This window comes from Stenotrophomonas sp. HMWF003 (assembly GCF_003061285.1).
GTDB lineage: Bacteria > Pseudomonadota > Gammaproteobacteria > Xanthomonadales > Xanthomonadaceae > Stenotrophomonas > Stenotrophomonas maltophilia_AP.
The window spans coordinates 1-3159 of record NZ_QAIW01000014.1; the positions used below are offsets into that span (position 1 = coordinate 1).

General features: G+C 68.9%; 3 protein-coding genes and 1 pseudogene. 2 read left to right on the plus strand and 2 right to left on the minus strand.

Annotated elements, in window-relative coordinates:
• Positions 1-174: 174 nt before the first annotated feature.
• Positions 175-1365, minus strand: coding sequence for an MFS transporter (locus DBR34_RS00505; RefSeq protein WP_128095261.1), 1191 nt, complete (start codon positions 1363-1365; stop codon positions 175-177).
• A 112-nt stretch (positions 1366-1477) separates the two neighbouring features.
• Here DBR34_RS00505 and DBR34_RS00510 point away from each other — a divergent pair, with 112 nt between their 5' ends.
• Positions 1478-2404 carry a LysR substrate-binding domain-containing protein gene (locus DBR34_RS00510; RefSeq protein WP_128095262.1) on the plus strand — a complete coding sequence of 309 codons (927 nt, stop codon included), beginning with the start codon at positions 1478-1480 and terminating at the stop codon, positions 2402-2404.
• On the opposite strand, the gene DBR34_RS00515 is transcribed toward DBR34_RS00510, so the two are convergent.
• Complete coding sequence (locus DBR34_RS00515; RefSeq protein WP_128095263.1) at positions 2379-2849, minus strand: DUF1456 family protein; 471 nt, start codon at positions 2847-2849, stop codon at positions 2379-2381. The genes DBR34_RS00510 and DBR34_RS00515 overlap by 26 nt on opposite strands.
• Positions 2850-2951: 102 nt before the next feature.
• Between DBR34_RS00515 and DBR34_RS00520 the strand changes: the two are divergent.
• A pseudogene (locus tag DBR34_RS00520) lies at positions 2952-3159 on the plus strand (hypothetical protein); the annotation flags it as partial.

Consider the following 3159-nt stretch of genomic DNA (forward strand, 5'->3'; position numbering starts at 1 on the left):
CAAACCGCCTTCTAACGGAGCGCCCACCCACCCCGCGCGGTATTCCGACCGCCGGGCGCACACCCCATCCGGTAGAGCCGACCGTTGGTCGGCTGCCCCAGGCGGCGCGCAATGCAGCCGACCAACGGTCGGCTCTACCGGGCGGCGCGCAATACAGCCGACCAACGGTCGGCTCTACCGGGCGGCGCGTTTCCCCGCCACCACCGCCACCGCCCATACCGCCATCGCCACCGTAGCCACGCCCGCGCCGGTCACGCAGACCCCGGTCCAGCCGAACGCGCCATACACCTGCGCCGACACCAGCGACCCCAACGACCCGCCAATGAAGTACCCGGTCATGTACCCCGCATTGAGCCGGTTGCGTGCTTCCGGTCGCAGCGCGAACACCACGTTCTGGTTGCTCACGTGCAGCAACTGCGCCGCCAGGTCCAGCACCAGCACGCCCACCACCAGCGCCACCAGCGACTGCGTCGAAAAGCCCAGCGGCAACCACGACGCCGCCAGCAGCACCAGCGCCAGTGTCGTCGCCAACGCCGCCTTGCCACGGTCCGCCATCCGCCCGGCCACACCGGCCGCCAGCGTGCCCGCCGCGCCGACCAGCCCGAACAGCCCGATCGTCGCATCGCTGTAGTGGTACGGCGCGCCCGCCAGCAGGAAGGCCAGCGGCGTCCAGAACATCGCGAACATCGCAAAGCTCAGCGCCCCGAGCAGCGTGCGCAGCCGGAACACCGGCTCCTGCGCGAACAGCGTGCCGATCGAACGCAGCAACGCCCCGTAACTCAGGCCCGCGTGCTGATGGAAACGCGGCAACGTGCGATACAGCACCCACGTGGTCAGCACCAGGGTGGCCGCCGCCATCCAGTACACCCAGCGCCAGTCGCCCAGCGACGACAACGCCCCGGCCACCGTGCGCGCCAGCAGGATGCCCAGCAGCAGCCCGCTCATCACCGTGCCCACCACCCGGCCACGCTCTTCCGGCCGCGCCAGCGTGGCAGCGAACGGCACCAGCACCTGCGCCACCACCGAGAACAACCCGGTGATCGCCGTGCCCACCAGCAGCCAAGCGAATTCGTGGCTCAACGCGCTCACCACCAACCCCGACGCCGACAACAACGACATCACCACGATCAACCGCCGCCGCTCGAACATGTCGCCCAGCGGCACCAGCAGCACCACGCCCACGCCATAGCTCAGCTGCGCCGCCGTCACCAGCGTGCCCGCGCGGCCGAACGACACCCCGAACTCGCCGGCAATGGTGTGCAGCAGCGGCTGGGCGTAGTAATTGCTGGCCACCGCCACGCCGGTGGCAAAGGCCATCAACAGCACCTGCCAGCGGCTCAACGGGGTGTGTACATCGGCGGTCATGACGCGTCCAGACTCCAGGGGGACGCCAGTGTCCGCCTCCCTTCGCGATGATGGAAATGAATAGTTATCATCCAACGCATCTGAAAAATAGATGGGTAATGGAGATGCCGGCGTGAACCTCAAACAGCTCGAGTTCTGCGTGGCCCTGGCCGAAGAGCGCAACTTCACCCGCGCCGCCGCGCGCTGCCACGTGGTGCAGTCCGCGCTCAGCCACCAGATCGCCCATCTTGAAGAAGAACTGCAGGCCACCCTGTTCGAACGCCTGCCGCGCCAGGTGCGGGTCACCCCGGCCGGCGAAGCGCTGCTCAGCCACGCCCGCCAGGTGCTGGATTCGCTGCGGCACCTGCGCGAAGACGTGGCCGCCGTGGCCGGCCAGGTGCGCGGCACCCTCACCATCGGCCAGATCACCTCGCTCACCGCCGTGGACCTGGTGGCCTGCCTGGCCGCCTTCCACACGCGCTACCCGCAGGTGGAATTCCGCCTGCGCATGGACAAGAGCGAAGTGCTGATGGAAGACGTGCGCGAGCGCCGCGTGGATGTCGCGCTGGTAGGCCTGTCGCCCGGTACCGCCATCGACGGTGCGTGCCACCGCCTGCTCGCCGAAGAATCCATGGTGGCCGTGCTGCCACCGAGCCACCCGCTGGCCAGCCGCAAGCGCCTGTCATTGGCCACCCTGGCCGAGCTGCCGCTGGTGGATTTCCAGTATGGCAGTGGCGCACGCCGCCAGACCGACGAAGCCTTCGCCGCCGCCGGGTTGCCGCATCGGGTGCCGTTCGAGATCAACCACATGTCGCTCATCGAGCGCTTCGTCCAGCAGGGGCTGGCGGTGGGCATCGTGCCGGTGGCCATCGCCGCCGGCTTCACCGGCGTGGCGCGCGTGGCCATCCAGGATGCGCCCGTGCGGCGCGTGCATGCGGTGTGGTCGCGGTTGCCCACGCCGGCGGCGCGGGCCTTCATGCAGGAACTGCTGCAGCACGTGACCCCGCAGGCGGAGCCACGTGCCAGCGTGGGGCTCAGGCGCCGCGCACGCGCAGGGTGAGGCCCTTCAGGAAATTGCGCAGCAGCTGGTCACCGCAGGCGCGGTAGTTCTTGTGGTCCGGCTGGCGGAACAGCGCCGACAGCTCCGGCTTGGACACCGGGAAACCGGCCTGCTGGAAGATCTCGTGCATGTCCACGTCCTTCAGCTGGAAGGCCACGCGCAGCTTCTTCAGCACCAGGTTGTTGGTGATGCGCTTTTCCACCGGGCGCAGCGGCTGGCTCTCGTCGCGGCCACGGAAGTGCACGATCAGCCCGTCCAGGAAGTGCGCCAGGGTGCGGTCGTCGCAGGCCACGAAGCCTTCCTCGTCCTCCTTGCGCAGCCAACCGGCCACGTCGGCCTTGTCGATCACGAAGGCCGGATCGGCCAGGACACAGGTGTCGGCGATCATGCCGTCGCTGAGGTCGAGCATGTAGCGGATGCTGCGCAGTACATCGTTGTTGATCATGTGACGTCCAATACCGCCGGCGCGGCTGCGCGGCTGGCGGCCATTTTACCCCCTGCCGGCCTCAGCGCCCGGCGCGACCGGCCGCGCTGTCATCTGGCTGCCATGAAAGTGCAGCACAGTGCCGCCATCGAGCATCAACAGGCAGTGGAGCAGGCAATGCGCAGGTGGCAGGTTCTGGCGGGTGTGGGCATGGTCTGGCTGGCCGCAACGGCCGCCGCCCAGGCCCCGTATGTGGCAATCGAACAGCGCGTGGACCCGCAGGCGCTGGCCCAGGTGGGGCTCAGCCCGGCCCAGCTGCAGACCCTCAACC

What these genes read in the sequence shown, in the direction of transcription:
- DBR34_RS00505 (WP_128095261.1), bottom strand. Translation starts at nt 1,365, where the DNA reads ATGACCGCCGATGTACACACCCCGTTGAGCCGCTGGCAGGTGCTGTTG.
- DBR34_RS00515 (WP_128095263.1), bottom strand. Translation starts at nt 2,849, where the DNA reads ATGATCAACAACGATGTACTGCGCAGCATCCGCTACATGCTCGACCTC.